Origin of the sequence: Pseudogemmobacter faecipullorum (assembly GCF_020539525.1) — a bacterium.
Taxonomy (GTDB): domain Bacteria; phylum Pseudomonadota; class Alphaproteobacteria; order Rhodobacterales; family Rhodobacteraceae; genus Pseudogemmobacter; species Pseudogemmobacter faecipullorum.
The window spans coordinates 1-24,329 of sequence record NZ_JACDXX010000007.1 but is presented as its reverse complement, the minus strand read 5'-3'; the positions used below and the strand labels follow the sequence as shown (position 1 = coordinate 24,329).

The 24,329-nt window shown below is 64.1% G+C and carries 21 protein-coding genes and 2 tRNA genes; 11 read left to right on the top strand and 12 right to left on the bottom strand.

Annotated features, from left to right (window positions below; all coding sequences use genetic code 11):
* Positions 1–23: 23 nt before the first annotated feature.
* The 5 genes from H0485_RS08920 to mraZ are packed head-to-tail and all read right to left on the bottom strand — an operon-like array spanning position 24 to position 5,192.
* On the bottom strand, positions 24–1,523 hold the full coding sequence (locus H0485_RS08920) for a UDP-N-acetylmuramoyl-L-alanyl-D-glutamate--2,6-diaminopimelate ligase (protein WP_226935026.1): 1,500 nt from the start codon (positions 1,521–1,523) through the stop codon (positions 24–26).
* Between the two features lie 14 nt (positions 1,524–1,537).
* Entirely contained in the window at positions 1,538–3,328 is a 1,791-nt protein-coding gene (locus H0485_RS08915) for a peptidoglycan D,D-transpeptidase FtsI family protein (protein ID WP_226935025.1), read from the bottom strand.
* Between the two features lie 3 nt (positions 3,329–3,331).
* Positions 3,332–3,700 (bottom strand): cell division protein FtsL, encoded by a 369-nt coding sequence (gene ftsL, locus H0485_RS08910; protein WP_226935024.1) that lies wholly within the window; start codon positions 3,698–3,700, stop codon positions 3,332–3,334.
* Between the two features lies 1 nt (position 3,701).
* Entirely contained in the window at positions 3,702–4,685 is a 984-nt protein-coding gene (gene rsmH / locus H0485_RS08905; RefSeq protein ID WP_226935023.1) for a 16S rRNA (cytosine(1402)-N(4))-methyltransferase RsmH, read from the bottom strand.
* A 3-nt stretch (positions 4,686–4,688) separates the two neighbouring features.
* Positions 4,689–5,192, bottom strand: a complete 504-nt coding sequence (gene mraZ, locus H0485_RS08900; RefSeq protein ID WP_226935022.1) for a division/cell wall cluster transcriptional repressor MraZ — start codon at positions 5,190–5,192, stop codon at positions 4,689–4,691.
* Positions 5,193–5,990: 798 nt separating this feature from the next.
* Between mraZ and chrA the strand changes: the two genes are divergently transcribed.
* A complete protein-coding gene (chrA, locus tag H0485_RS08895; RefSeq protein ID WP_226935021.1) occupies positions 5,991–7,238 on the top strand; it encodes a chromate efflux transporter in 1,248 nt (415 codons plus the stop codon).
* Positions 7,239–7,259: 21 nt separating this feature from the next.
* Here the strand turns inward: chrA and H0485_RS08890 are convergent, their stop codons facing one another.
* Positions 7,260–8,381, bottom strand: coding sequence for an Mrp/NBP35 family ATP-binding protein (locus H0485_RS08890; RefSeq protein WP_226935020.1), 1,122 nt, complete (start codon positions 8,379–8,381; stop codon positions 7,260–7,262).
* 304 nt (positions 8,382–8,685) lie between these two features.
* Here H0485_RS08890 and H0485_RS08885 point away from each other — a divergent pair, with 304 nt between their 5' ends.
* Positions 8,686–8,895: a DUF1127 domain-containing protein gene (locus H0485_RS08885; protein ID WP_226935019.1), complete on the top strand. Its 210-nt coding sequence runs from the start codon at positions 8,686–8,688 to the stop codon at positions 8,893–8,895.
* A 699-nt stretch (positions 8,896–9,594) separates the two neighbouring features.
* A complete protein-coding gene (locus H0485_RS08880) occupies positions 9,595–10,752 on the top strand; it encodes a benzoate/H(+) symporter BenE family transporter (RefSeq protein ID WP_226935018.1) in 1,158 nt (385 codons plus the stop codon).
* Positions 10,753–10,805: 53 nt separating this feature from the next.
* On the opposite strand, the gene H0485_RS08875 is transcribed toward H0485_RS08880, so the two are convergent.
* Both H0485_RS08875 and H0485_RS08870 read right to left on the bottom strand, forming a co-directional pair.
* Positions 10,806–13,277, bottom strand: a complete 2,472-nt coding sequence (locus H0485_RS08875) for an ATP-dependent helicase (protein ID WP_226935017.1) — start codon at positions 13,275–13,277, stop codon at positions 10,806–10,808.
* Between the two features lie 51 nt (positions 13,278–13,328).
* Positions 13,329–14,126, bottom strand: coding sequence for a pyrroline-5-carboxylate reductase family protein (locus tag H0485_RS08870; RefSeq protein WP_226935016.1), 798 nt, complete (start codon positions 14,124–14,126; stop codon positions 13,329–13,331).
* A gap of 209 nt (positions 14,127–14,335) precedes the next feature.
* Between H0485_RS08870 and H0485_RS08865 the strand changes: the two genes are divergently transcribed.
* The 4 genes from H0485_RS08865 to hisH all read left to right on the top strand — a co-directional run bounded on the left by H0485_RS08865 (position 14,336) and on the right by hisH (position 19,431).
* Positions 14,336–17,779 (top strand): pyruvate carboxylase, encoded by a 3,444-nt coding sequence (locus tag H0485_RS08865; RefSeq protein ID WP_226935015.1) that lies wholly within the window; start codon positions 14,336–14,338, stop codon positions 17,777–17,779.
* Between the two features lie 230 nt (positions 17,780–18,009).
* Positions 18,010–18,084: transfer RNA gene (locus tag H0485_RS08860), tRNA-Gly, on the top strand.
* 118 nt (positions 18,085–18,202) lie between these two features.
* Positions 18,203–18,790, top strand: a complete 588-nt coding sequence (hisB, locus tag H0485_RS08855) for an imidazoleglycerol-phosphate dehydratase HisB (RefSeq protein WP_226935014.1) — start codon at positions 18,203–18,205, stop codon at positions 18,788–18,790.
* On the top strand, positions 18,790–19,431 hold the full coding sequence (hisH, locus tag H0485_RS08850; protein WP_226935013.1) for an imidazole glycerol phosphate synthase subunit HisH: 642 nt from the start codon (positions 18,790–18,792) through the stop codon (positions 19,429–19,431). Before hisB ends, hisH begins: the two co-directional genes overlap by 1 nt.
* Before the next feature lie 40 nt (positions 19,432–19,471).
* Here the strand turns inward: hisH and H0485_RS08845 are convergent, their stop codons facing one another.
* Positions 19,472–19,864 (bottom strand): DUF2147 domain-containing protein, encoded by a 393-nt coding sequence (locus tag H0485_RS08845; protein ID WP_226935012.1) that lies wholly within the window; start codon positions 19,862–19,864, stop codon positions 19,472–19,474.
* Positions 19,865–20,024: 160 nt separating this feature from the next.
* Here H0485_RS08845 and hisA point away from each other — a divergent pair, with 160 nt between their 5' ends.
* The 3 genes from hisA (at position 20,025) to H0485_RS08830 (ending at position 21,907) form a co-directional block, all read left to right on the top strand.
* The gene (hisA, locus tag H0485_RS08840; protein ID WP_226935011.1) at positions 20,025–20,744 is read left to right on the top strand and encodes a 1-(5-phosphoribosyl)-5-[(5-phosphoribosylamino)methylideneamino]imidazole-4-carboxamide isomerase; all 720 of its coding nucleotides are present in this window, start codon (positions 20,025–20,027) and stop codon (positions 20,742–20,744) included.
* A gap of 93 nt (positions 20,745–20,837) precedes the next feature.
* Complete coding sequence (gene hisF, locus H0485_RS08835) at positions 20,838–21,599, top strand: imidazole glycerol phosphate synthase subunit HisF (RefSeq protein WP_226935010.1); 762 nt, start codon at positions 20,838–20,840, stop codon at positions 21,597–21,599.
* The gene (locus H0485_RS08830) at positions 21,596–21,907 is read left to right on the top strand and encodes a phosphoribosyl-ATP diphosphatase (RefSeq protein ID WP_226935009.1); all 312 of its coding nucleotides are present in this window, start codon (positions 21,596–21,598) and stop codon (positions 21,905–21,907) included. Before hisF ends, H0485_RS08830 begins: the two co-directional genes overlap by 4 nt.
* A gap of 103 nt (positions 21,908–22,010) precedes the next feature.
* On the opposite strand, the gene H0485_RS08825 is transcribed toward H0485_RS08830, so the two are convergent.
* Positions 22,011–22,430: a CoA-binding protein gene (locus H0485_RS08825; RefSeq protein ID WP_226935008.1), complete on the bottom strand. Its 420-nt coding sequence runs from the start codon at positions 22,428–22,430 to the stop codon at positions 22,011–22,013.
* A 190-nt stretch (positions 22,431–22,620) separates the two neighbouring features.
* Entirely contained in the window at positions 22,621–23,400 is a 780-nt protein-coding gene (gene rlmB / locus H0485_RS08820) for a 23S rRNA (guanosine(2251)-2'-O)-methyltransferase RlmB (RefSeq protein ID WP_226935007.1), read from the bottom strand.
* A 133-nt stretch (positions 23,401–23,533) separates the two neighbouring features.
* Here rlmB and H0485_RS08815 point away from each other — a divergent pair.
* Positions 23,534–23,617, top strand: a tRNA-Tyr gene (locus tag H0485_RS08815).
* Between the two features lie 617 nt (positions 23,618–24,234).
* Here the strand turns inward: H0485_RS08815 and H0485_RS08810 are convergent.
* Positions 24,235–24,329: EF-Tu C-terminal domain-related protein (locus H0485_RS08810; RefSeq protein WP_226935189.1), on the bottom strand; the 95-nt coding region annotated here is incomplete at its 5' end.

The following is a 24,329-nucleotide window of genomic DNA, read 5'->3' as shown; positions in this document are numbered from 1 at the left end:
TGAAAAGCGCGGCGCAGCGCATTTCAGATCAGACCGTCGAGCGCGGCCACCGCGATGGAGGCCTGTTCGACATCATCAAAGGGGAAGATATCGCCTTTGATGATCTGGCCGCTTTCATGCCCCTTGCCCGCGATCAGCAAAGCATCCCCTGGCTGCAGCGCATCAACCGCGCGCAGGATGGCCTCGGCGCGGTCCCCAACCTCATTGGCCTCCGGGCAGGCGGCCATGATGGCCGCGCGGATGGCGGCTGGCTCTTCCGAACGGGGATTGTCATCGGTGACAAACAGCACATCGGCATGTTCCCGCGCCGCCGCGCCCATCAGCGGGCGTTTACTGCTGTCGCGGTCGCCGCCGGCGCCGAAGACCACGATCAGCCGCCCCATCACATGCGGGCGCAGGGCCTGGAGCGCGGTGGCAATGGCATCGGGCGTATGGGCGTAATCGACAAAGACCGCCGCGCCGTTCTGGCGGGTCGCGGCATGCTGCATCCGGCCCCGCACGCCTTTCAGCTCGGGCAAAGTCGCCAGCACTTTCGTCGGAGCCGCGCCGCAGGCAATGGCAAGCCCCGCCGCAAGCGCCACATTCTCGGCCTGGAAAGCGCCGATCAGCTCAAGCCGGGTCTGGAAGGGCTGGCCCTGCCAGATCAGCCGCAGCTCCTGGCCCGTCGCATCCGGGCGCTGAGCGGCGATCTGCAGATCGGGCTTTGTGCCGCCCGCCTGGCCCTTGCCTACCGTCATCACCGCCAGGCCGCGACCGAGTGCGCGCCCGGCCATTTCCGGCCCCATCGCCCCGTCGAGATTGATCACCGCCACGCCATCATCGGGCAGTAGCCGGGTGAAAAGCGCGGCCTTGGCCTCAAAATAGGCCTCCATCGTGCCGTGATAATCGAGATGGTCCTGGGTGAGATTGGTGAAACCTGCGGCTTTGAGGCTAACCCCCTCCAGCCGGCGCTGATCGAGCCCATGCGAAGAAGCCTCCATCGCGCCATGGGTCACGCCCTCGCCCGCCGCTGCGGCAAGGATCTTCTGCAGCGTCACCGGATCGGGGGTGGTATGGGCCGAAGGCGCCTGCCAGTCGCCCTCAATCCCGGTGGTGCCGATATTGATCGCTTTCAGGCCCATGAGCTGCCAGATCTGGCGGGTGAAGGTCGCGACCGAGGTCTTGCCATTGGTGCCGGTCACCGCCGCCATCACCTGGGGCTGGGCGCCAAACCACAGAGCCGCGGCCCGGGCCAGCGCCTCGCGCGGCTCATCGACAATCACCAGCGCCACATCCGGGAACAGGCCGATGGCCTCAGCCCCGGCAAGGGCCCCGGCGGGATCGGTCAGGATGGCAGCAGCGCCGCGCTCGAGCGCGGTGGCGATGAAATCGGCACCATGGCGCAGGCTGCCGGGCAGTGCGGCAAACAGGAAGCCGGGCTGAACCGCCCGGCTGTCGAGGGTCACGCCGGTGATGACAGGATCGCGCGCCTGACGCGCCTTCAGCCCGAGATCCGGGAGCCGTTTATCGCCCGTCTGTGCCATGCCGCCCTCATCCTTCAGTTTGCGGCGGCTGTTAACGCGAAACCGGCCCTGGGTTCAACCTTCGGCCGGATCCCGAGCAGGGGCGCGATCCGGCGGATCACCTCGGCCGTCACCGGAACCGAGGTCCAGCCTGCGGTCCGTTTTGGCCTCGGACCACTGTTATCCGAGGGCTCATCCAGCGTCACCAGCACCACATAGCGCGGATCCGATGCCGGGAAGACCGAGGCGAAAGTATTGATCACTTTGTCTTTATAATATCCGCCCGACTTTTTGGGCTTATCTGCCGTGCCGGTTTTGCCGCCCACCTCATAGCCTGGCACCTCGGCGAGGCTGGCGGTGCCGGTGGTGACAACGCCGCGCAGCATGGCCACGGAATCACGCGCCACCCGCTCGCTCATCACCCGCACACCCGAGGCGCGGCCCTCCTGTCTGATCAGCGTCGGCTTCAGATAGATCCCGCCATTGGCGATCGCGGCATAGGCGGCAGCCAGATGCATCGGGCTGGCCGACATGCCGTGACCATAAGAGGTGGTGATCGTGACAATCTCGGGCCAGCGTTTCGGGATCAGCGGCTTGGCGCCCGGGGCCTCGATCAGCTCAACCGATGTCGGCTCAAAAAAGCCCATGGATTTCAGAAAGGCCTGCTGGCGCAAAGGCCCGATCATCAGCGCGATATGCGCGGTGCCGACGTTCGAGCTTTTCTCGATCACCTGGCGCACGCTGAGCAGCGGGCCGTAGTTTTTGCCCTCAAACTCTTTGATCTTATGCTTGCCCCAGACCATCGGTGCATTGGCATCCACCATGGTATCGGGCGAGACCAGGCCAAGTTCCATCGCCTGGGCGGCGGCAAAGATCTTAAAGGCCGAGCCGAGCTCATAGACGCCCTGCACGGCGCGGTTGAACAGCGGGCTGTCGGAGGGCTCATCATCCTTGCCCACCAGCGGCACCGGGCGGTCATTCGGATCAAAGGTCGGGGCCGAGGCGAGGGCGATGATCTCGCCGGTGCGCACATCCATGACAATCGCCGCGCCACCCCGGGCATTCAGCATGGTGATACCCGCCCCCAGCACCTCCTCAACCGCCGCCTGGACGGTGAGGTCAATCGAGAGCTGCAGCGGCTCGCCCGCCCGGGCCGGATCGCGCAGACGCGCATCCATGGCTTTCTCAATCCCGGCGGTGCCGATCACCTCGGCCGAATGCACCCCCTCGGCGCCGAAGGAATAGCCGCCTAGGATATGCGCCGCGAGGCTGCCATTGGGATAGAGGCGCATCTCGCGCGGGCCAAACAGCAGGCCCGGATCGCCGATTTCATGCACCGCCTGCATCTGTTCCGGCGAGAGGATCTTGCGCACCCACATGAAGCGCCGCCCGTCGGTGAAGCGACGCTCGAGCATCGCCGCATCCAGCTCGGGGAATATTTTCGCCAGCTTCTGCGCCGAAGCCCTGGGATCGACCATATCATGCGGATGGGCATAGAGCGCCGAGGTCGACATATTGGTCGCCAGCAGCCGGCCATTGCGGTCGGTGATATCGGCGCGCTGCGCCACGATCTCGGCGCCCGGGGCCGAGCTGACCGGCTCGGCCGGTTCCGAAGCCGCGAGATGGCCCATGCGGATGCCGATGGTCATATAGGCACAGCCAAAGGCCAGAGCCAGCAGGCCCAGCCGGGCCGAGGCGCGCGGCGCGCTGCGCTCGCGGATCTGTTCATGGCGCTTTTCGAGATTTTCACGCTCGATAAAGGCGGGATCAGCGCCCTGGTTGCGGGCCTGAAGCACACGGGCAAGGGGTCGCAGCGGTGTACGCATCGGTTAAAGTCCCTCTCCCTGGCCGCCAGAGGTGCTGACCACCCCGCCGAGCGCCGCATCCGGCGCGTCGATTGCCGGCAGTTCCGGCACCGGGAACACCACCTGGGCAGCATCGCCAAACTGACCCGGCTCCATCGGCATCAGCGGCACCCGCTCAAAATTCAGATCCACCAGCTCGCGCAGCCGCTGCGGCCGGTTCAGCCAGGCCCATTCCGCCTTCTGCACCAGCAAAGCCTCGCGCAGGCTGGAAATTTCACGCTGCAATCCACGCACCTGCCGCAACGACGCCTGGGTGGCGTAGTTTTCCCGATAGGCCCAGAACCCGAGCGCAATCACCGAGAGAAAGGTCAGCACATAAAGCACAGCGCGCATTTCAGTTTCGTCCTTTACGCTCCGGTCGTGGCAGTCCGAGGGCAGCCGCATCCGCGGCAATGGCGGCGGCTTCGGTGCGGATGCCCACCCGCAGTTTGGCCGAACGCGACCGCGGATTCAGCGCCAGCTCTTCCTCCGAGGCGCTGATCGCCTTCTTCGAAAGCAGCCTGAAGCGCGGCTCGACCATGGCTTTGGCCGGGGCGTAGCGGTTCGCGGCCGGCTCCGAACCCGAGGCCAGCTGAAAGAAACGCTTGGCGATCCGGTCTTCGAGCGAATGGAAGGTGACCACGGCCAGCCTGCCGCCCGGCTTCAGCGCACGCTCGGCGGCGGCCAGACCCTCGGCCAGCTGGTCAAATTCGGCATTCACCGCAATGCGGATTGCCTGGAAAGACCGGGTGGCCGGATGGCTTTCATGTGGCTTCGGGCGCGGCAGCTGTTTGGCGATGACCGAGGCCAGCTGCAAAGTGGTGCGGAACGGCTCCAGCTCACGCGCCGCAACAATCGCGCGCGCGATGCGGCGCGAGGCGCGCTCCTCGCCGAAAAGATAAAGAATATCAGCGATCTGCTCATCTGACGCCGTATTAACCAGATCGGCCGCCGAAGGTCCCTCCTGGCTCATCCGCATATCGAGCGGCCCGTCTTTCTGGAAGGAAAAACCGCGCTCGGCCTGATCGAGCTGCATCGAGGAAACGCCAAGGTCGAGCACAACGCCATCGACCTTCTCGCCCGCCAGAATATCGAGATCCGAGAAGGTGCCGAGCCGCAGCTCGATCTTGCCGCCGTAATCCGGCAGCCAGGGCGCGGCCATCTCATGCGCCAGCGGATCACGGTCAATGCCGATCACCTTCGAGGCACCGGCCCCGATCAGGCCACGGGCATAGCCCCCTGCCCCGAAAGTCCCGTCGACCCAGACACCCTCCACCGGCGCGACTGCCTGCAGAAGCGGGGTCAGCAGCACCGGGATATGCGGTGCAGTCCCACTCATAGCTTAAGCTCCGTTATGCGGCAGCAGTGAGAGCAGATCGGCGCCATCGGGCAGGTCCAGATCAAATTCCTCCTGGGCTGCCATTTCAGCATCGTAATCTTCACGTTTCCAGATCTGGAACGTATCCAGGGCCCCGGCGAAACAGGCCTCGCCTGCATCACTCATCCCGGTTTTTTCACGCACTTTCGCGGGCAGGACGATGCGGCCATCCTCATCCACCTCAACCGTCTGCGACAGGGTGATGTAATTGCGCTCCAGCGCCTTACGCGCCGGGGTGCCCGAGGCCATATTGCGGATCCTGTCTTCAAGCAGGCGCATCTGGCTGATGGTATAGCATTCGACAAACTGCCGCGAGGCACCACCGCCATAGACCATGACCACCCGCGGGCGCGCACCGTCAAAAGCAGGATCACCGGCCTCCAGAACACGGCGAAAAGACGCAGGGATCGAGACCCGCGCCTTAGCATCTACCTTCTGGTAGAATTCGCCTCTGAATGCCTCAGCCATTGCTCTGTGACGGCCTCTGTTGTCCCGGGGGCCAAAAGGCCCGTTAATAATCAAACACCTGCCCGGAAATGAAATGGGCGGACCGGACTGCTGCCACTGTCCGATCCGCCACTGTCCCATCGCTGGGCGTCCAGCTGCGCGCGCCACCTGGGGGAGATGTCTGCTCGCTCGCGCGCCGGATCTCTCGAAAGAACGAAGGGTTCTTGCCTGTAAGCTGCCTTATATCGCCTTTATTCGAGGTCTTAGTCCGCCTCTGACGTTTGTTTTGCCCGCTTCGTCTTTCGTAGGCTTAATTTGCCTGGGATTTCATGGGCTGGCAAGGGAAATCTTGGAGACGATCGGCAATATCTTGTTCCAGCCGAGCCCTAGATCCAGGATCTAGTGGTAAAAAAACGCCCCGCAATCCAATATCTATGCGTCACGCCAGCATGAACTCCCAGATCTAGTGAGTCCCATCCGATTCCATGGCTACCCATTTTTTTATTCGAATTGGCAAGAGAGCAATCGCAGGTTGCGATATAAAAGCTGTCAACCCCTCATATTTCTGTGGAATCTGACAAATCTGTGACGATGCTTCGCAACACACCCGGCAGATTCCATAAAATCCCGCCATGCGATTCGCACGCCTCGGTCAGTCCCATCCCATCCCGTCCCATGCGCTTTGCACCCATCTCTCCCATGCAATCCCAGGCCTGCAGCCCCCCCTTACGGCCAGGAGGCTGTCGCAAAGCCGTCACCCAAACGTCACCGCAATGCGGTATAGCCGCCCGGCGCCCCATCCTGAGAGACTGATCCGCCATGCACAGAGACAATGACCCGACCACCGCCCGGGCTGACGAGAAGCAGGGCGGGCCGGCGGGCCGCGCCGCCGAGGTTTTTCTGGTCTTCCTGCGGCTTGGCCTGACTTCGTTCGGCGGGCCGGTGGCGCATCTGGGCTATTTCCACGCCGAATTCGTCAGCCGCCGCCGCTGGCTGTCAGAAGCCGCCTGGGCCGAGCTGGTCGCACTTTGCCAGTTTCTGCCCGGCCCGGCCTCAAGCCAGGCCGGCTTCGCGCTCGGCCTGCTGCGGGCGGGCTGGCGCGGCGCCTTCCTCGCTTTTCTCGGCTTCACCTTGCCCTCGGCCCTTTTGCTGTTCTGCCTCGCGCTCAGCGCCAGCCGGATGGAGGGCCCGCTCGCCAGCGGCGCCTTTCACGGGCTGAAGCTGGTGGCGGTGGCGGTGGTGGCCCAGGCCGTGCTTGGCATGGTGCGCAGCCTCTGCCCCGACCGCGCCCGAGCCGCGATAGCGGTGCTGGCGGTGGCCCTGATCGCTGCCGCCCCGCCGGTTCTGGGGATGAGCCTCGCCATCCTCGCCGGAGGGGCTATGGGTCTGACCTTTTTACGCGGCAGCGCCGCGCCCCTGGCGGCAGAGGGGATCGCCAGCCTGGCGGCCCGCATTCCGCGCCGCCTTGCCATCGGCGCGGCCATCGCGCTGGCGCTGATCCTCTTTGCCCTGCCGCTGCTGCCCCAGACCGCGCCGGGCCTTAACCTGGCGGTGACTTTCAGCCATGCCGGAGCGCTGGTCTTTGGTGGCGGGCATGTCGTGCTGCCGCTGCTCGAAGCCGGAACGGTGGGCCAGGGCCATATCAGCGAGACGCAGTTTCTTGCCGGCTACGCCGCCGCCCAGGCTGTCCCTGGGCCATTGTTCACCTTTGCCGCCTGGCTCGGCGCGCTGCATCAGCCCGGGCCGGACGGGTTCACCGGCGCGCTGATCGCGCTGATCGCGCTTTTCACCCCAGGCTTTCTGATCCTGATCGCTGCCCTGCCATTCTGGAGCCGGTTGCGGCGTGCCAGGGGCGCATGTGCCGCGATCTCGGGCGCGAATGCGGCGGTCACCGGCCTGCTCGGTGCCGCGCTATATGACCCGGTTTTCACATCAGCCGTGGCGAACCTGCAGGATCTGGCACTGGCACTCGCCTGCTTCGCGGCGCTGAGCCTGTGGAAACTGCCGCCCTGGGCGGTGGTGCTGGCCGGGGCGGCGGGGGGCATGGCGCTCAGCCTTATCCCCTGACGCCCGGGCCGGTAGCAGGGCTCAGGCGATACCGCCTTTGATCAGCCGGTCAGCAAGGCGGGCATAGGCCGCGGCCACCGGGCCTTCGCCAAGCGCGATCGGCCTGCCCTCATCGCCCGCCACCCGCACTTCAAGCGCCAGCGGCAGCGCACCGAGGAAGGGCAGATCCAGCGCCTTTGCCTCGGCCTCAACCCCGCCATGGCCGAAGATATGCGCCTCATGGCCACAGTTCGGGCAATGATAGCTCGACATATTCTCGATCAGACCCAGCACCGGGGTCTTGAGCTTATTGAACATATCCAGCGCTTTCAGCGCATCGAGCAGCGCCACATCCTGCGGTGTCGAGACCAGGATCGCGCCGGTCAGCTGCGCGCGCTGCGCCAGGCTCAGCTGCACATCGCCAGTGCCGGGCGGCAGGTCGATCAGCAGCACATCCAGCTCGCCCCATTGCACCTGGGTCAAGAGCTGCTGCAAAGCCCCCATCAGCATCGGGCCGCGCCAGACCACTGCCTCGCGCTCTTTCATCAGCAGGCCCATCGACATCACGGTCACGCCATGTGCCTTCAGTGGCTCGATGATTTTCCCGTCAACCGAACGCGGGCGCTCGCTCAGCCCCATCATCCGCGCCTGGCTTGGCCCATAGATATCAGCATCGAGCAGACCGACCCGGCGCCCCTGCTTTGCCAGCGCCACCGCGAGGTTCGACGAGACCGTGGATTTTCCGACCCCGCCCTTACCCGAGCCGATGGCAATGATGCGGTCGATGCCCGAAAGTTTCTCCGGCCCGCCGGGCTGGGGCGTCGGATGGCCGCCGATCTTCAGCGAGGGCGGCGCAGAAGCCGCAGCACCCGGTGCCGCCGAGCTGCGGATCACTTCCGGCGGCGGCGCCTTGGCTGCCGGGCCATGCGCGGTCAGCACCGCCTGAACCGAAGCCGCGCCCGCCTGTTTCAGTGCCGCCTCCGCCCGGGCCTGCACCGCCACGAGCCCACGCGCCTCATCCGGCGATCCGGCTTCGATCACAAAGCGCACCACTCCGGCCTCTACTGAAAGCGCCCGGATCAGATCACGCGAGATCAGGGTGCCACCATCGGGCAGGGCAAGGGTGGCGAGAATCTCAGTTACCTGGTCACGCGTGAGGGACATATCGCGGATCTCCTAAGCCTGCAGCGCCTGGCTGTCTGCGCTGGTTTTCGGCAGTTTTCAGCGAAAGGGCAAGAGTCAGCAGCACCCCGGTTTGCGGAGCGCCTGAAATGCGGGCAGGCCTGTCCCTTTTTGTAACAGTTCAACCCTCTCAGATATGCGGGTGCTGCATGGCAGCATTGCCGAGGCTCCCTATTGTGCAACTGCAGAAAAAATCGCATCTTCCTCTCAACCGAACGGGGCAGATGAAACGCTCCGAATAGCCGCAAGGGGCAGCTCTTCAGCCCCGCATCCGAGAGCAAACGCAATGTCTTATACCAATACCTCCAGCGCAGCCCTGCGCCCCTCGCTGATCAGCGACCTGACCCAGGCCTTCAAAGCCGCATTCACGCGCCGCAGGATTTACATCCGCACGCTGTCCGAACTGCGCAGCCTGTCGGATCGCGACCTGAATGATCTCGGCCTCTCGCGTTCCGGCATCACCTCGGTGGCCCGCGAAGCGGCTTACGGCAAATAACATTCCGCCCGGGCTCCATTCCTCCTCCCCCGGAGCCTGATGCGAAAGCGGCGCTGCCCCCTCCTCCCTGGTGGTGCCGCAACAATAGCGGGGCAAATGCTCCGGCAGAATTCGGCGGCCCTCTTCTCCTCCTCCCCTGGGCCACTGAATCAGCGACGGCTCTCTCCTCCTCCCTGGAGTCGTCGCGCAAATACCGGCCCTGAACGGGCCAGATCTTCGCCGGTATCACCTCCTCCCGATACCTGCGGATAGTGCGGCGGCTCCTTCTCCTCCTCCCTCGGAGTTGCCGCACCCTCCCCTTCGGGCCAGATGGCCCAACCGGATTTCGAGAGCCCTTCTCCTCCTCCCTCGGGCTCCCGGAACTGCGGCGGTTCCTCTCCTCCTCCCCGGAACCGCCGCCCTCCCTTTCCGGGCCAGATGGCCCAGCCAGATTTCGAGAGCCCTTCTCCTCCTCCCTCGGGCTCCCGGAACTGCGGCGGTTCCTCTCCTCCTCCCTGGAACCGCCGCCCTCCCCTTCCGGGCCAGATGGCCCAACCGGATTTCGAGAGCCCTTCTCCTCCTCCCTCGGGCTCCCGGAACTGCGGCGGTTCCTCTCCTCCTCCCATGGAACCGCCGCCCTCCCTCCCCCTCCTCTTCTCGCTTGCCTTCCCGCACAGCCCGCGCATAGCTTGCCGCAACAACCGGCAGCGGGCAGGACAGATGCGAATTTCGATGGTTATGGCAGCGCTGGTCGCCAGCCTGGTCGGCTACGGCTCAAGTATTGTCATCGTGCTCTCCGCAGCGCAGGCCCTTGGGGCGAGCCCGGCGCAGACCGAAAGCTGGGTGCTGGCGCTCTGCCTTGCCAAGGCCATCGGCTCGGCCTTTCTCTCCTGGCACCACCGGCTGCCGGTGGTGCTGGCCTGGTCCACCCCGGGTGCGGCGCTGATCGCTGCCAGCCAGGGGCTGAACATGGCGCAAGGCGCGGCCGCTTTCATCCTCGCCGGCATTCTGGTGGCCCTGACCGGGCTGATCGGCCCGCTTGGCCGGCTGATCGCGCGTATTCCTGACGGGATTGCAGCGGCGATGCTGGCCGGGGTGCTGCTGCCCTTCTGCCTCAAAGGCGCGCTGGCGGCAGAAGCCGCGCCTTTGCTGGTGCTGCCCATGCTGGGCACTTTCGCCCTGGTGCGCCTGTTCAATCCTGCTCTCGCGGTGCTCTCGGCGCTGACCATAGGCCTCGCTCTGGCCTTTGGCCTCGGGGCGGCGAGCCTCGAAGGGCTGGCACTCAGCCTGCCACAGCCGGAATTCATCCCGCCCGAGTGGAATTTCGGCGCCCTTATCGGCCTCGGCCTGCCGCTCTATCTGGTCACAATGGCCTCGCAGAACCTGCCGGGCTTTGCCACGCTGCGCGCCGCAGGATATGAGCCGCCGGTGCGCAGCGCACTGGGGGTGACCGGTGGCCTGTCGGCTCTGTCAGGATTTTTTGGCGCACACGGTGTCTCTATGGCGGCGATCACCGCGGCAATCTGCATGGGGCCGGATGTCCATCCCGACCCGAAACAGCGCTGGAAGGTCGGCCTGGCCTATGGGTTTATCTGGCTGCTGCTGGGTCTGGCCGGGCCGGTGCTGCTGAGCTTTTTGACCGCGCTGCCGGGCGAGGTGATGGCGGCTCTGGTGGCGCTGGCGCTGCTTGGGCCCCTGACCGGGGCGCTCGCCACGGCCATGGCCGATCCCGGGCAGCGTTTCGCCGCCGCAATGACCATCACCGTCACCGCCTCGGGCCTTGCCCTTCATGGCATCGGCGCGGCCTTCTGGGGTCTGATCGCCGGGCTGGGGTTTTATGCGATAGAACAGCTGAGAAACCGCCCGGCGCGCCGCTGAGCGCCGGGAGCGGTGAACAGACAGGGCAGTGAGCCGCGGGGCGCGCAGCCCGCTCAGAACGGCACTTCGTCCTGGGCGGCTGCCGCGGTGACAAAGCCCGCTTTCACATGTTTGACGCCGGCTTTCTCAAAATCGACCTCAAAAGTATCGCCCTCCATGGCAAGGATCGTGCCATAGCCGAATTTCTGATTGAACACCCGCTCACCCAGGGTGAAGGCTGACAAGGCCTCGGCATCAATCGTGATCGAACGACGCGGCTGAGCCTGGGACCGGCGCGGGGCCTGATTATTCTGCAGCCGCTGCCAGCCCGGCGAATTATAGACATCGGCCCTGGTCGCGCGCTCTTCCACATCCGAGCGGCCGTAACCCATGGCCGCCGCGCCATAGCCGCCGCCCATCAGTCCGGGAGGTGTCACCTCTTTCACATGCTCGGCGGGCAGCTCGTCAATGAAACGCCCCGGCATCTGACTTTGCCAACGTCCATAGACCCGGCGGTTTGAGGCGAAGGAGATGATGCAGAGCTCCTCAGCACGGGTGATGCCGACATAGGCGAGGCGGCGCTCCTCCTCGATGCCTTTCAGGCCAGCCTCATCAATCGAGCGCTGGCTCGGGAACAGACCCTCCTCCCAGCCGGGCAGGAAGACCACCGGGAATTCGAGGCCCTTGGCGGCGTGCAGCGTCATGATCGAGACCTTTTCGCCGGCCTCGTCGCTGTCATTTTCCATTACCAGCGAGACATGTTCGAGGAAGCCCTGCAGGCTGTCGAACTGTTCCAGCGCCTTGATCAGTTCTTTCAGGTTTTCAAGCCGCCCCTCAGCCTCGGGCGTCCTGTCATTCTGCCACATCGAAATATAGCCCGATTCCTCGAGGATCAGCTCGGCCAGGCGGACATGGCTCAGATCATTCGCCGCAGGCGTCTCGGGCAGAACCGGCTCGATCACCGCATCGGCCGGGGCATCAGGCCCCGCCAGCACGGTTTTATGCCAGCGGTCGATATTCTCGACAAACAGCCGCAGCTGCCCTGCGCCCTTGCCGGTGATCCCGCCCCGCGCCAGCAGGCTGCGCGCGCCTTCGAGCAGGTTCACGCCAAGGCGGCGCGCCTCAAGCTGGATATTCTGCACCGCTTTATCGCCAAGGCCGCGTTTGGGCGTGTTCACCACCCGCTCAAAGGCCAGATCATCATCGGGCGAGACCGCGAGGCGGAAATAACCCATGGCATCGCGGATCTCGAGCCGCTCATAAAAGCGCGGGCCACCGATCACCCGGTAGGGCAGGCCGATGGTCAGGAAACGATCCTCAAAGGCGCGCATCTGATGGCTGGCCCGCACGAGGATAGCCATGGAATCCAGCCCCATCGGATCACGCCTGGCATTGCCACGCTGCAGGCTTTCCACCTCTTCGCCGATCCAGCGCGCCTCTTCCTCGCCATCCCAGTGGCCGATGAGGCGAACCTTCTCGCCATCGGGCACATCGGTCCAGAGCGTCTTGCCCAGACGCTCGGCATTGCCGCGGATCAACCCCGAAGCGGCGGCGAGGATATGCGGGGTCGAGCGGTAATTCTGCTCAAGCCGGATCACTTTCGCGCCGGGAAAATCCTTCTCGAACTTCAGGATATTGCCGACCTCGGCGCCGCGCCAGCCATAGATCGACTGATCGTCATCTCCGACGCAGCAGATATTCTGATGCCCCTGGGCCAAGAGCCGCAGCCAGAGATACTGGGCGACGTTGGTATCCTGATATTCGTCAACAAGAATATAGCGAAACCAGCGCTGATACTGGGCCAGCACATCCGGATTGGCGCGGAAGATCGTCACGCAATGCAACAGCAGATCGCCGAAATCGCAGGCATTCAGGCTGCGCAGACGCTCCTGATACTGCGCATAGAATTCGGTACCACGATTGTTAAAGGCCGCCGCTTCCGAGGCCGGAACCTTATCCGGCGTCCAGGCGCGGTTTTTCCACTGATCGATCAGCCCGGCCAGCATCCGGGGCGGCCAGCGCTTGTCATCAATGCCCGTGGCCTGGATCTGCTGCTTCAGCAGCCGCAGCTGGTCATCGGTATCGAGAATGGTGAAATTCGACTTCAGCCCGACCAGCTCGGCATGGCGGCGCAGGATTTTTACGCTGAGCGAGTGGAATGTGCCCATCCAGGACATCGGCGCTTCCAAGCCAAATGGATTTACGGCCAGCCTTGTTTTCATTTCCTTGGCGGCCTTGTTGGTAAAGGTCACCGCGAGAATATTTTTGGTCGGCACACCAAGTTTGAAATGAAGCGCCGCAATCCGCGCCATGAGCGTACGCGTCTTACCCGTGCCAGCCCCTGCAAGCACCAGAAGAGGCCCCTCAAGAGCCTCTACCGCATCACACTGCGCTGCATTTAGACCAGTCAGCCAAGGTTGCCCTTCACCAAGTGTCTGGCGAGGACGTGAGGCCATGGCGCGCTGCGAAAGCGGCACTGCTGCAGGAGCCGGGGCCGATTGCGCGGCGGCGGCCTCGAAGGCCTCGAAATCATCATCGCTGTTCATGGCGAAAACTTAACAAGCAGCGGTGCTGTGTTCAAGGAATGTTCTGGCCTTTCAGCCTTTCTCCTGCCCCATGGCAGCGGCCTTTGCCACCGCCGCCTCCAGCGCCGCCGCAACCGCCTGACTGAACCCCGCCGCCTCGGCCGCCTGCAGCCCCGCCGAGGTGATGCCGCGATAGCTGTGCATTGCCTTGAGGATCTCTGCGGCTGCCTCGGGCCCCTGCCCGAGAGCGGGGGCTGCGCCGGTGAGGATCGAGCGCACCGCAGGCCAGGCGATCGCGGGCTGCAGCCCCATGGCGAGGGCTTTAGTATAAAGCGCCCCGACCAGCAGCGCCGGATAGGCCGGGCCCGAGCCGGAAAGCGCGCTCAGCAGATCAAGCTGCGCCTCGCTTTCGATCCGGACCTCGTCTCCCATGGCCGAAAGGATACCGCGCACCAGATCCGCATCGCCGGGCTGCAGCCCCTCGCCCAGCCAGGGCGTCCAGGAGGTGCCGCTGACCGCGCCGCCATTCGGCATTGCGCGCACCAGCCGCGCCCGGGGCGCCAGCGCGCGCAGCTGCGCCAGCGTCACCCCGGCCATGAAAGAGATCAGCAGCTGCTCTCCGGGCGCGAATCCCGCAGGCGGAAAGTCCTCGGGACGCAGCGAAAGCACGATCAGATCGCAGTTTTCCTGCAGATCGGCCAGATCTTTGGCCATCCGCACTCCAGGCCAGGCTTTATAGGCCGGAGCCTCGCCCGAGCGGTTCAGCAGCAGCAAATGCTGTTCAGGCCAGAGATTGCGACGCAGCAATCCAAGGCCCAACCCCTGCCCCAGCCAGCCGGTTGCGCCCAAAATGCCAAGATTATGTGTCATTTTTGTAAAATTCCCCGCCCTGCCCCTGGTCCCGGCGCAACCGCAATCCCTGCCTTTGCCGGGGATTATGCAACTGCAAAGCCTGGTTGAATATTTCGCAAACTTTGCAATTCAGCCCTTGTTCCGCCTTGCGCCGCAGTGCAGCGCCCATAGAGTGCGGCCCAGACTGCAGAATTACGCAGGAATAATCACTGCCTGGGAGTTTTGTCTTGCCCGAATTTCGTAAAATCCTCGTCGCCAACCGTGGCGAAATCGCGATCCGCGTGATGCGCGCCGCCAATGAGATGGGTAAAAAGACCGTCGCGGTCTATGCCGGGGAAGACAAGCTCTCGCTGCACCGCTTCAAGGCGGATGAGGCCTATCTGATCGGTGAGGGGCTGTCGCCGGTCGGCGCCTATCTCTCGATCCCGGAAATCATCCGTGTCGCCCGCATGGCCGGGGCGGATGCGATCCACCCGGGCTATGGCCTTCTGTCCGAGAATCCGGATTTCGTCGATGCCTGCGATGCGGCAGGCATCACCTTCATCGGCCCGCGGGCCGAAACCATGCGCGCGCTTGGCGATAAAGCCTCGGCGCGGCGCGTGGCCATGCAGGCCGGTGTGCCGGTCATTCCGGCAACCGAAGTGCTGGGCGATGATATGGATGTGATCCGGGCCGAGGCGGCCGCAGTCGGCTATCCGCTGATGCTGAAAGCCTCCTGGGGCGGCGGCGGTCGCGGTATGCGGCCGATCCTCTCGGAGGATGAGCTGGAGGTCAAAGTCCGCGAAGGCCGTCGCGAGGCCGAAGCCGCCTTTGGCAATGGCGAGGGCTATCTGGAAAAGATGATCCTGCGCGCCCGCCATGTTGAGGTGCAGATCCTCGGCGATAAATCGGGCGATGTCTGGCATCTGTGGGAGCGCGACTGCTCGGTGCAGCGCCGCAACCAGAAAGTGGTCGAACGCGCCCCCGCCCCCTATCTCTCGCAGGAACAGCGCGAGGCGGTCTGCGAAATGGCGCGCCGGATCTGCAAACATGTGAATTACGAATGCGCCGGCACGGTCGAATTCCTGATGGATATGGACAGTGAGGAATTTTACTTCATCGAGGTAAACCCCCGCGTCCAGGTCGAGCATACCGTCACCGAGGAAGTGACCGGCATTGATATCGTCCAGGCGCAGATCCTGATCGCCGAGGGCCAGAGCCTGGCCGATGCCACCGGCGTGGCGGATCAGGCCGGGGTGCAGCTGAACGGCCATGCATTGCAATGCCGCGTCACCACCGAAGATCCGCTGAATAATTTCATCCCCGATTACGGTCGCCTGACCGCTTACCGCTCGGCCACCGGCAATGGCATCCGGCTTGATGGCGGCACGGCCTATGCCGGCGGCGTCATCACCCGCTATTACGACAGCCTGCTGGTCAAGGTCACCGCCCATGCCCAGACGCCGGAAAAGGCGCTGAGCCGGATGGACCGCGCACTTCGCGAATTCCGCATCCGCGGCCTTGCGACGAATATTGAATTCGTCATCAACCTGCTGAAGCACCCGACCTTCCTCGACAGCAGCTATACGACCAAATTCATCGACACGACGCCCGAGCTGTTCCGCTTTAAAAAGCGCCAGGACCGGGCGACGCGGATCCTGACCTATCTGGCCGATATCACCGTCAATGGTCACCCCGAGACCGCCGGTCGCCCGAAACCCCATGCCGAGGCGAAAGCGCCGAAACCCCCGGCGCTGCGTTCCGGCCAGCCGGCCTATGGCAGCCGCAATCTGCTCGAGCAGAAGGGCCCTCAGGCGGTTGCCGACTGGATGAAGGCGCAGACCCGGGTACTGCTGACCGATACCACCATGCGCGACGGTCATCAGTCGCTGCTGGCCACCAGGATGCGCTCGATCGATATGATCAAGGCCGCCCCGGCCTATGCCGCCAATCTGCCGCAGCTGTTCTCGGTCGAATGCTGGGGCGGGGCGACTTTTGACGTGGCCTACCGCTTCTTGCAGGAATGCCCCTGGCAGCGGCTGCGCGATCTGCGCGCCGCTATGCCCAATGTGATGACGCAGATGCTGCTGCGCGCCTCAAACGGCGTCGGCTATACCAATTATCCCGATAATGTGGTGCAGAGCTTTGTGAAGCAGGCCGCCCTCACCGGGGTCGATGTCTTCCGCGTCTTCGACAGCCTGAACTGGGTCGAGAATATGCGCGTCGCCATGGATGCGGTGCAGGAGGCGGGCAAGCTCTGCGAAGGCACGATCTGCTATACCGGCGATATGCTCGACCCCGAGCGCTCGAAATATGATCTGAAATATTACCTCGACCGCGCGCGGGAACTGCAGGCGGCCGGCGCGCATGTGCTGGGGCTGAAGGATATGGCGGGGCTGCTGAAGCCCGCCGCCGCCCGCGTGCTGATCAAGGCGCTGAAGCAGGAGATCGGCCTGCCGGTGCATTTCCACACCCATGACACTTCCGGCGCGGCCTCGGCCACGGTGCTGGCGGCCTGTGATGCGGGGGTTGATGCGGTGGATGCGGCGATGGATGCCTTCTCGGGCGGCACTTCGCAGCCCTGCCTCGGCTCGATCGTTGAGGCGCTTCGCCATACCGAGCGCGATACCGGCATCGATATCGCCGCCGTGCGCGAGATGTCGAATTACTGGGAACATGTCCGCGCGCAATATGCCGCCTTTGAGACCGGCACCTCGGCCCCGGCCTCCGAAGTCTGGCTGCATGAAATGCCTGGTGGCCAGTTCACCAATCTCAAGGCCCAGGCCCGTTCGCTGGGCCTGGAAGAGCGCTGGCCGGAAGTGGCCCAGGCCTATGCCGATGCCAATCAGATGTTCGGCGATATCGTCAAAGTGACGCCCTCGTCGAAAGTGGTCGGCGATATGGCCCTGATGATGGTGGCCCAGGGGCTGAGCCGGGCCGAGGTCGAGGATCCGGCGGTTGATGTTGCCTTCCCCGATTCGGTGGCCGATATGCTGAAGGGCAATCTGGGGCAGCCGCATGGCGGATGGCCTGCGGGCATTCAGAAAAAGGTGCTGAAGGGCGAGACGCCGCTGACCGGGCGCCCGGGCAAATCGCTGCCGCCGGTCGATCTGGAGGCGACGCGGGCCAGGCTCTCGGCCGAGCTGAACGGCAAACATGTCGATGATGAGGATCTGAACGGATATCTGATGTATCCCAAAGTCTTCCTCGATTACATGGGCCGCCACCGGAGCTATGGCCCGGTCCGCACCCTGCCGACGCTTGCCTTCTTCTACGGCATGCAGCCCGGCCAGGAGATCGCGGTCGAGATCGACCCCGGCAAGACGCTGGAAATCCGCTTCCTCACCCTTGGCGAGGTGGATGATGCGGGCGAGGTGAAGGTGTTCTTCGAGCTGAATGGCCAGCCCCGCACCATCCGCGTCATCAACCGCTCGGTGAAGGCGAAATCGGCGGCACGGCTGAAGGCGAAAGACGGCGATGCCAGCCAGATCGGCGCGCCGATGCCGGGCTCGGTCGCAGGCGTGGCGGTCAAGGCCGGGCAGAAGGTCCGCGCCGGGGATCTGCTCCTGACCATCGAGGCGATGAAAATGGAGACCGGGCTCCACGCCGATCGCGAGGCCACGGTGAAGGCGGTCCATGTCAGCCAGGGCGCGCAGATCGAGGCCAAGGATCTGCTGGTCGAGCTGGAGTAAATCCGGCGGGGGCTGCCAGCCCCCGTCCCCCCCCGGGGGGATCTGAAGACAGATGAAAGACCAGGCCCGCGCGCCGCCCCTTTCCCTTTCTGAAACTATCCCCGCCGGAGGCCCTTCACATTTACAAATGAAATCAACGCCGAAGCTATTGCGAAGATTTTCGGCTGGTTTGTGTTTTTCCTCTTGCGCCCCCGGTTGGCCTGACCTAAATACCGCCTCACCGAAACGGCGCGGGCGTAGCTCAGGGGTAGAGCATAACCTTGCCAAGGTTAGGGTCGGGCGTTCGAATCGCCTCGCCCGCTCCATTTCGGTCAAAAGCAAGGGCGCCTCAGGGCGCCCTTTTTGCTTTTCGCCCGCCGCTGTTCTTGCCGTAGCTGCCGGGGCCGTTTATGGCCTTCGGGAACAAAGCCGGAGGCGAGAGAGATGCGTAAAGCCAGCGTAAGCCGTAAAACTGCCGAGACCGGGATTGAGGTCGAGATCAATCTCGACGGCACCGGCCGATATGACTGCCAGACCGGCATCGGCTTTTTCGACCATATGCTCGACCAGCTGGCCCGCCATTCGCTGATCGATATGACCATCCGCGCCAATGGTGATCTGCATGTCGATGATCACCATACCGTGGAGGATACCGGCATTGCGATTGGCCAGGCCCTGGTCAAAGCCCTTGGCGATAAAAAGGGCATCCGGCGCTACGGCCATTTCCGCCTCGCGATGGATGATACCCAGATCGGCGCCGCGCTTGACCTTTCGGCCCGGCCCTTCCTTGTCTGGAATGTCGATTTCCCCAGCCAGAAAATCGGTACTTTCGATACCGAACTGGTGCGCGAATTCTTCCAGGCGCTCTCGACCCATGGCGGCATCACTTTGCATATCGACCGCATCCATGGCTTTAACAGCCATCATATTGCCGAAGCCACCTTCAAAGCCGTGGCCCGCGCCTTGCGCGAGGCGGTCGAACCCGATCCGCGCATGGCAGGCGTGCTGCCCTCGACCAAGGGCGCGCTCTGATGGCCCTGACCGTTCTTGTCGATTACGACAGCGGCAATCTGCATTCGGCGCAGAAAGCGTTTCAGCGCATGGCCACCGAGACCGGCGCGGGTGAGGTGATCGTCAGCTCACGCCCCGAGGATGTGGCCCGCGCCGACCGGGTGGTTCTGCCAGGTGATGGCGCTTTCCCCGCCTGCCGCGCCGCGCTGAAGGCCTCTGCCGGGCTATATGAGGCAATCACCGAGGCGGTGACGGTTCAGGCCCGGCCCTTCCTCGGCATCTGTATCGGCATGCAGATGCTGGCCAGCCGCGGGCTGGAATATAGCGAAACCGAGGGGTTTGACTGGATCCCCGGCACGGTTGAGAAGATCAGCCCTGCAGATCCGGCGCTGAAAGTGCCGCATATGGGCTGGAACAATCTGGTGATTGAACGGGCGCATCCGGTGCTGGAGGGGATCCGCTCGGGCGATCACGCCTATTTCGTCCATTCCTGGCAGTTCCGCACCGCCCATGCGGCCGAGCGCATCGCCTATGTCGATTACGCGGGCGATGTCACGGCGATTGTCGGCCGCGATAATATCATCGGCACCCAGTTCCACCCCGAGAAAAGCGCGGCAACCGGCCTCAGGCTGATCGCAAATTTCCTCAGCTGGAAGCCGTGAGAGTGACAGGGCGGCCCGGATGCGGAGCCGCCCCCTGCGGTCACTTCACCTTGCTCCAGGTGCCGCCGTCGCGGCAGATCCCCAGAACGCAGCCATAGACGGTCATCTTGCTGCCCGAGAGCTTCAGCTCGCCATTATAGGTCTTATTGCGGTCCGGCGACCAGATTTTGCCATCGTCATAGACGCCATCTGCATAGGCCTTCATATCCCAGATGATCGGCTTGCCGACATTGGGAGATGAGATCTCTTTTCCGGCACCGTCAAAAGCCCGGATCAGCGTGCCGCAGAACAAGGCACCGCAGGGCTTCACTTCGACATGACCGAAATTGCCGTTATCATCCTTTTTGGTCTGCCAGATGCCGAGGATCGGATCCGCAGCCATGGCCACCGAGCCGAGCGAGGCAAAGGCAGCCGCCAGTATCAGCTTTTTCATCACAGGTCTCTCCTCCCCTGGAACAATGCAAAAATCCTTGCCCTGCCCCTCAGACCAATCAAGCGTGACGTCGGGTCGCGGCTGCGGCGCCATTGCCCTTCCCTTCCGTCACAGTGCATGGCAAAGCGACGCGACGGCCTGAAATGTGACGGAGAGACTGATGATCCTCTACCCCGCCATCGATCTGAAAGACGGCAATTGTGTGCGGCTTTTGCGCGGTGAAATGTCTGCCGCCACGGTTTTCGGCGATGACCCTGCCGCCCAGGCTGCCAAATTTGAGGCCGCAGGCTGCGAATGGATCCATCTTGTCGATCTGAACGGCGCCTTTGCCGGCCAGCCGGTCAATGGCGCGGCGGTTGAGGCGATCCTTGCGAAACTCAAAGTCCCGGCCCAGCTTGGCGGCGGTATCCGCGATATGGCGACCATCGGCATGTGGCTGGAAAAGGGCCTGAGCCGGGTCATCCTTGGCACGGTCGCCGTCGAGAACCCCGATCTGGTGCGCGAAGCGGCAAAAGCCTTCCCGGGTCAGGTGGCGGTCGGTATTGACGCCCGCAAGGGCCGGGTTGCGACCAAGGGCTGGGCGGAAGAGACCGATGTCATGGTCACCGATCTGGCGAAAAGCTTTGAGGATGCGGGCGTTGCCGCCATCATCTATACCGATATCGACCGCGACGGCGCCATGCAGGGCCCGAATATCGAGGCCACCGAAGCCCTGGCCCGTGCGGTCTCGATCCCGGTCATCGCGAGCGGTGGTGTCAGCCGGATGGAAGATCTGATCGCGCTGCGCGATACCGGCGTGATCGCCGGGGCAATCTCGGGCCGCGCGCTTTACGATGGCGCGATTGATCTCGGCGATGCGCTTGCGAAACTGAAGGCCTGAGGCTTTCATCTGTCCTTAAATATCCCGGGGGGCCTGCAGCGCAGGCGGGGGGCAGCGCCCCCTCCCCCTTCCGGCCAGAGAGGAACCGGCCCGATGCTGAAGACCCGCCTGATCCCCTGCCTCGACGTGGCCGATGGCCGCGTGGTCAAAGGCGTGAACTTCGTCAATCTGATTGATGCCGGTGATCCGGTTCAGGTCGCCAAAGCCTATGATGCGGCAGGCGCGGATGAGATCTGCTTCCTCGATATTCACGCGACCCATGAGAACCGCGGCACGATGTTTGACCTCGTGACCCGCACCGCCGAGCAGATCTATGTGCCACTGACCGTCGGCGGCGGCGTGCGTACGCATCACGATGTGCGGGCATTGCTGCTGGCCGGCGCCGATAAAGTCTCGTTCAACTCGGCCGCGGTGGCGGATCCCGATGTCGTGGCCGGGGCGGCCGACCGCTTTGGCAGCCAGTGCATCGTGGTGGCGATTGACGCCAAGACCACCGCCCCCGGCAAATGGGAAATTTTCACCCATGGCGGACGCAAACCCACCGGCATTGATGCGGTGGAATTTGCACAGCTGGTCGCATCAAAGGGCGCGGGCGAGATCCTGCTGACCTCGATGGACCGCGATGGCACCAAAGACGGCTATAACCTGCCGCTGACCCGGGCCATCTCGGATGCGGTTTCGATCCCGGTGATCGCCTCGGGCGGGGCGGGCAATCTTGACCACCTGGTCGAAGGGATCACAAAGGGCGGCGCTTCGGCGGTGCTGGCGGCCTCGATCTTCCATTTCGGAACCTATACGATTGCCGAGGCCAAGGCTCATATGGCGGCGGCCGGTATTGCAATGAGGCTGGAATGAACGCGCTCGAACGGCTGGCGGCCACCATTGAACAGCGCCGGGGCGCAGATCCGGAAAGCTCCTGGACGGCTAAGCTCTTTGCCAAGGGCCCGGAAAAATGCGCCGAGAAATTCGGCGAGGAAGCCGTCGAGGCGATCATCGAGGCGATAAAAAATGACCGCGCGAAGCTGACCGCCGAGGCCGCCGATGTCCTCTATCATCTGCTGGTGATGCTCGCGGCGCGCGATGTCAGCCTCGGGGATGTCATGGCCGAGCTGGAGCGGCGCGAGGGCACTTCGGGCATCGCCGAGAAGGCTGCGCGCAAGTAAAACGGCTGCCCCCTGGCATGGCCGCACCTGCCTCCGGCGGGGATAGTTAACAGGAAGGGGAAGCCGGGAGCCGCGCTTCCCCTTTTGCCTCTCTGCCCGGGGCTCAGAGCCCGAGGCGCGGGATCTCAATCGCCGGGCAATGGTTCATCACCACATCAAGCCCCGCCGCCTCTGCGCGCTGCGCTGCCGCCGGATCCGAGACCCCAAGCTGCATCCAGACCGCCTTGGCGCCAATGGCAATCGCCTGATCCACCACCGCGCCCGCCTCTTCCGAACGGCGGAAGATATCGACCATATCAATCGCCCCCTCAGCCGCCACAGCCTCGGCAAGCGAGGCATAGATCAGCCCATGCGGCCCCTGCTGCCCGGCCTGGCCGGGATTGACCGCAATCACTTTATAGCCGCGCGACGCAAGAAAGCGCGCCACGCTGTGACTGGGGCGATCGGCTTTGGGCGACCATCCAACCACCGCAATTACCTCTGACCCGGTCAGGATCTTACGAATCACACTTTCCTCAGACATCCGCTTTTGCCTCGCGCTAAGAAAAAGGCGCCCCGCGTAAACCGCCGGGCGCCAGGTACGGAACGAGGGACAGTGCAAAGAGGGGCGCGGGGGTTCCGGTCCCGGCCCTCTGCATCAGAGATAGAAAGGCGCAGCGCTGATAAAAGACCAGGTCGCGCATTCGTGATTCCCCTGCCCCTTTTTTTCGGGCTCAGCCGCGCTGGCTGGCCGCATAGAGCGCCACCGCCGCCGCATTTGAGACATTGAGACTGCCGAAGCCCCCCGCCGCCGGGATCGCCGCGATCACATCACAGGTCTCGCGGGTCTTTTCGCGCAGCCCCGGGCCTTCGGCCCCCATCACCAGGGCAATCGGCCGGCTGCCGGCACTGGCCACCGCACCGGCCAGCTGGTGATCAGCCTCGCCATCCAGCCCGATCAGATAGAAGCCCATCTCGCGCAGCTCCTGCATCGCATCCGAGAGATTGGTGACCCGCAGATAGGGCTGACGCTCCAGCGCGCCGGAGGCGGTTTTCGCGAGGGCCCCGGTTTCCGGTGCCGAATGGTGCCGCGGTGCAATCACCGCCCGCGCTCCGAACACCTCAGCCGAGCGCAGCACCGCGCCGACGTTATGCGGATCGGTCACCCGGTCGAGCAGCACCACCAGCGGTGCGCCGGCGCCCGAGATCGCCACCTCATCAAGGCGGCCCCAGTTCAGTGGCTTTACTTCCAGCGCCGCCCCCTGATGCACCGAGGCCGGATCGATCGGCGCGCTGAATTTGCGCGAATCAACCACCTCGGGGGTGATTCCCGCGGCAGCCACCGCATCCTCAAGCTTATCGAGCGCGTTTTTGGTAATGATCAGCTTCAGCTTCTCGCGTTTCGGGTTGAGAAGCGCATCACGCACCGCATGCAGACCAAAGAGCCAGACGGTCTCTTTCGCCTCGGCCCGTTTATTGCGTTCTTTATCGACGACCCAGGCCGGCTTTTTCATGATTTCCTCAGAATTCTGCGTATCCCGTGTCATAGCCTGAGAGTGCGGCAGACAAAAGCCTTTCACTTTCCTCACAAATTTCTGCCGCAGGCCCTTGACCCTCCCCGCACCCTGGCTTAAATGCACCCTCAGTGGGCGACGTGCTGCAAGGTGCGGCAGCGGACTGTAACTCCGCCGAGGCGACTCATGCCTGGTTCGATTCCAGGGTCGCCCACCATCTGCCTCTAAGGCACTGAAAAACCTCCGCTCTTCTGAGCGGAGGTTTTCTGTTTTCAGCACCCGGCTCAGCCCGGCCTGCCCGCGCCGATCGTAATGGCGCAGCTTCAGACCGCCCTCTGCAGCGCCCCAGCCCGCTCCGCCAGAGCCTTGCGTCAAAAGCCCTGAGCGGCACCGTAACGGCGCAGGGTGAAGCCTGTCAGCGCCACAGCGCGGGCTCTGCCCGGCATCACACAGCTACGCCGCGAATCTCTCCCCCTCCCCGCAACAGCGCAGGAGTGCAGGAGCGCCCCTCCGGGCCTTGGATGCTGCTTAGCCCGATGAAGCGCCCCCTGGGCGAAAGCAGGCGGATCAAGAAAACGGCTCTCAGAGCGGATCCGGGCCGCAGCAGCCAGCACCTCCCCGGCACAGGTCCCGCCAGAGCAACCTCAGCCCCGCACAGAGCCGCTCCAGGCAAGCCCGCAGAGGCAGAAAAGCCCTGCAGGCGGGGTGCCCCCTCACCGCCAGAACAAACGCTCTCGTCCGCCCCTCCCCATCAGATCCAATACGAAAGGCCGCCCCCGGGGGAGCGGCCTTCCTGTCTTCATCCGTCAGCGCCGCTGCAGCAGCGCTTTCAGATCACTTGATGATTTTCGCCACGACGCCTGCACCAACGGTGCGGCCGCCTTCACGGATAGCGAAGCGCAGCTTCTCTTCCATGGCGATCGGTGCGA

Excerpts from the sequence above, each read along its gene's own strand:
- H0485_RS08920 (WP_226935026.1), bottom strand. The coding sequence starts at position 1,523 with ATGGCACAGACGGGCGATAAACGGCTCCCGGATCTCGGGCTGAAGGCG.
- hisB (WP_226935014.1), top strand. The coding sequence starts at position 18,203 with ATGCGTAAAGCCAGCGTAAGCCGTAAAACTGCCGAGACCGGGATTGAG.
- hisA (WP_226935011.1), top strand. The coding sequence starts at position 20,025 with ATGATCCTCTACCCCGCCATCGATCTGAAAGACGGCAATTGTGTGCGG.
- H0485_RS08870 (WP_226935016.1), bottom strand. The coding sequence starts at position 14,126 with ATGACACATAATCTTGGCATTTTGGGCGCAACCGGCTGGCTGGGGCAG.
- chrA (WP_226935021.1), top strand. The coding sequence starts at position 5,991 with ATGCACAGAGACAATGACCCGACCACCGCCCGGGCTGACGAGAAGCAG.
- H0485_RS08830 (WP_226935009.1), top strand. The coding sequence starts at position 21,596 with ATGAACGCGCTCGAACGGCTGGCGGCCACCATTGAACAGCGCCGGGGC.
- rsmH (WP_226935023.1), bottom strand. The coding sequence starts at position 4,685 with ATGAGTGGGACTGCACCGCATATCCCGGTGCTGCTGACCCCGCTTCTG.
- H0485_RS08915 (WP_226935025.1), bottom strand. The coding sequence starts at position 3,328 with ATGCGTACACCGCTGCGACCCCTTGCCCGTGTGCTTCAGGCCCGCAAC.
- H0485_RS08885 (WP_226935019.1), top strand. The coding sequence starts at position 8,686 with ATGTCTTATACCAATACCTCCAGCGCAGCCCTGCGCCCCTCGCTGATC.
- mraZ (WP_226935022.1), bottom strand. The coding sequence starts at position 5,192 with ATGGCTGAGGCATTCAGAGGCGAATTCTACCAGAAGGTAGATGCTAAG.
- hisH (WP_226935013.1), top strand. The coding sequence starts at position 18,790 with ATGGCCCTGACCGTTCTTGTCGATTACGACAGCGGCAATCTGCATTCG.
- H0485_RS08825 (WP_226935008.1), bottom strand. The coding sequence starts at position 22,430 with ATGTCTGAGGAAAGTGTGATTCGTAAGATCCTGACCGGGTCAGAGGTA.
- H0485_RS08880 (WP_226935018.1), top strand. The coding sequence starts at position 9,595 with ATGCGAATTTCGATGGTTATGGCAGCGCTGGTCGCCAGCCTGGTCGGC.
- hisF (WP_226935010.1), top strand. The coding sequence starts at position 20,838 with ATGCTGAAGACCCGCCTGATCCCCTGCCTCGACGTGGCCGATGGCCGC.
- ftsL (WP_226935024.1), bottom strand. The coding sequence starts at position 3,700 with ATGCGCGCTGTGCTTTATGTGCTGACCTTTCTCTCGGTGATTGCGCTC.
- H0485_RS08875 (WP_226935017.1), bottom strand. The coding sequence starts at position 13,277 with ATGAACAGCGATGATGATTTCGAGGCCTTCGAGGCCGCCGCCGCGCAA.
- H0485_RS08845 (WP_226935012.1), bottom strand. The coding sequence starts at position 19,864 with ATGAAAAAGCTGATACTGGCGGCTGCCTTTGCCTCGCTCGGCTCGGTG.
- H0485_RS08890 (WP_226935020.1), bottom strand. The coding sequence starts at position 8,381 with ATGTCCCTCACGCGTGACCAGGTAACTGAGATTCTCGCCACCCTTGCC.
- rlmB (WP_226935007.1), bottom strand. The coding sequence starts at position 23,400 with ATGAAAAAGCCGGCCTGGGTCGTCGATAAAGAACGCAATAAACGGGCC.